Source organism: Pseudomonas sp. GL93, assembly GCF_003408955.1.
Classification (GTDB): domain Bacteria; phylum Pseudomonadota; class Gammaproteobacteria; order Pseudomonadales; family Pseudomonadaceae; genus Aquipseudomonas; species Aquipseudomonas paracarnis.
On record NZ_NKRF01000024.1, the window covers coordinates 1 to 2632 of the forward strand.

The following is a 2632-nucleotide window of genomic DNA, read 5'->3' on the forward strand; positions in this document are numbered from 1 at the left end:
CGGGGTGACGCGACTGTTCTATTGTGCGAGGCGCAATGCAGGCGTGGTGGGAGATAGTATGGTCGGAAGGGATTGTAGAGTGGCGAGATTCTTGTTTTAGAGATAGTTCTTTTTTGTATTTTCATTTTTTTTTTTTTAAAGCAGAAAGGAGCACACGTGGTGGGGTGGGTTCTGGGGGGCTGGGAAAGGTTTATAGAAGACAGGGTTCACACCATGAGCACTTTCCAACCGCGCCAGCTGTTGCTGGCGGCTGCTGTCGCCAGTTCTGCCCTGCCCGTGTTCGCCCAGGATCACGGCTTTCTCGAAGACGCCAGCGCCAACCTCAACCTGCGTAATTTCTTCTTCAACCGCAACTACACCAATCCGACCAAGGCCCAGGGTGGCGCGCAGGAGTGGACGCAAAGTTTCATCCTCGACGCCAAGTCCGGGTTCACCCAAGGCACAGTAGGTTTTGGTGTGGATGTGCTGGGCTTGTACTCGCTCAAGCTCGATGGCGGGCGTGGCACGGGCGGCACGCAGTTGCTGCCGCTGGACCATGACGGTCGGCCAGCCGATGAATTTGGCCGGCTGGGCGTGGCATTCAAGGCGCGCTTATCCAAGACTGAGCTGAAGATGGGCGAATGGATGCCGGTGCTGCCGATCCTGCGTTCCGACGATGGCCGCTCCCTGCCACAGACCCTGCGCGGTGGGCAGATCACCTCGAAGGAAATCGACGGCCTGACTCTCTACGGCGGCCAATTCCGCGCCAACAGCCCGCGAGACGACGGCAGCATGAGCGACATGTCGATGTTCGGCAAAACCGCCTTTACCTCCGACCGCTTCAACTTTCAGGGTGCCGAATACGCGTTCAATGACAAGCGTACCCAGGTTGGTGTGTGGAACGCCCAGCTCAAGGACATCTACAGCCAGCAGTATCTCAACCTGATCCACAGCCAGCCTGTGGGCGACTGGACCCTGGGCGCCAACCTGGGCTTTTTTTACGGCAAGGACGACGGCAGCGCCCGCGCCGGAGAGCTGGACAACAAAACCTGGTCCGGCCTGTTCTCGGCCAGGTACGGCGGCAACACCTTCTACGTTGGCCTGCAAAAACTCACCGGCAACAGCGCGTGGATGCGCGTCAACGGCACCAGCGGCGGCACCCTGGCCAACGACAGCTACAACTCCAGCTACGACAACGCCGAGGAAAAATCCTGGCAAGTGCGCCACGACTACAACTTCGCCGCCCTCGGCGTACCAGGCCTGACCTTGATGAACCGCTACATCAGCGGCAGCAACGTGCACACCGGCACTATCACCGACGGCAAGGAGTGGGGCCGCGAGACCGAAGTGGGCTATACGGTGCAGAGCGGCACCTTGAAAAACCTCAACGTGCGCTGGCGCAACTCCAGTATGCGCAGGGACTACAGCAACAATGAATTTGATGAAAACCGGTTGATCGTCAGCTATCCGATAAGTCTGCTGTACCCCGGCGCAGCACTTACTGTATGGTGCGCGCCTGCCGCTGCTGATCCCCCCTGCAGCGGCCTTTACTCGGGCCCTGCACGGCATGAAATCCTTCGCTACAGCAATCGCACTGTTTGCCCTGGCCTTGAGCCTGGGGGGCTGCATCAGCGCCCCCATCGCCCTGACGCCACAGACCGAACAACGCCTGCTGGCCCAGGCGCCGATCCGCTTTTTGCTGACCTTCGACGATGGCCCTAGCGCCTCGGGCTACAACAACCCGAGCCGTTCGGTAGTGGCCGACCTGGCCAATAACCCGGTGTTGCCAGGGATCAAGGCGGTGTTCTTCCTGCAAACCGAAGCCGCTCGCGCAGGCGGCAGTTCCCGGGGCCGCAAGACCATGGAACGTGAATTCGTCGCTGGCCATGTCCTGGCCTTTCACACCGCCACGGCGTTTCACACCAATCATCGCTGGCTGAACGATGCCACCCTGGAACACACCCTTACCGAAGGGGCCGCAGACATTGCCGCCATCACGGGCGTGCCCCCCGTGCTGGTACGCCCGCCCTTCTGGAACTACGACAAGCGCACCTTCGCCGCCTACCAGCGCCACGGCATGCAGGTACTGTTGACGGACCTGAGTGCCAATGACGGCAAGATCTGGGGCTTCAACGCCAGCCCGCGTCGCCGGGCCAACCTGTATCGGCAACTGTCGGTGGTGCGCGAACGTATTGCCTTGGGTGAGCTGCCGACGGTGGAGGGGGTGATCCCGGTGGTGGTGACCTTCCATGACATCAACCGCTACACCGCGCGGCATATGCAGGAGTACTTGCAGATCCTGATGGACAGCGCGCGGGTCAACGGCTTGAAGACCGCTGCCGAGCCGTTCTATACCGACCACGCCGCGCTGGAACTCGCAGCGCTGGCCCGTACGGTCAAAGATGTAAACGAGCCGGTGCATCTGCCGGGGGTGTGGAATTGGCTGTGGGATGCTGATTCCCACTGATACCTTAAACCTATGACGATCCCCTGTGGGAGCTGGCTTGCCTGCGATGCAGACAACACGGTGCCTCAGTCAGACCCCGTCGCTGCAATCGCAGGCAAGCCAGCTCCCACAGGTGATCGCCTTTCACATTCAGTCTTGTTGGCGGGACTCCACACCCAACTCATCCCACACTGACTCCGCCAGGCT

Annotated in this window: 1 protein-coding gene and 1 pseudogene; both read left to right on the forward strand. The window is 60.6% G+C overall.

Annotated features, from left to right (window positions below):
- Window positions 1-213: 213 nt before the first annotated feature.
- Window positions 214-1461 (forward strand): annotated as a pseudogene (locus tag CER19_RS05285) (OprD family porin); the annotation flags it as partial.
- 85 nt (window positions 1462-1546) lie between these two features.
- The gene (locus CER19_RS05290) at window positions 1547-2446 is read left to right on the forward strand and encodes a polysaccharide deacetylase family protein (RefSeq protein ID WP_116665633.1); all 900 of its coding nucleotides are present in this window, start codon (window positions 1547-1549) and stop codon (window positions 2444-2446) included.
- Window positions 2447-2632 lie beyond the last annotated feature (186 nt).

Excerpts from the sequence above, each read along its gene's own strand:
- CER19_RS05290 (WP_116665633.1), top strand. The coding sequence starts at position 1,547 with ATGAAATCCTTCGCTACAGCAATCGCACTGTTTGCCCTGGCCTTGAGC.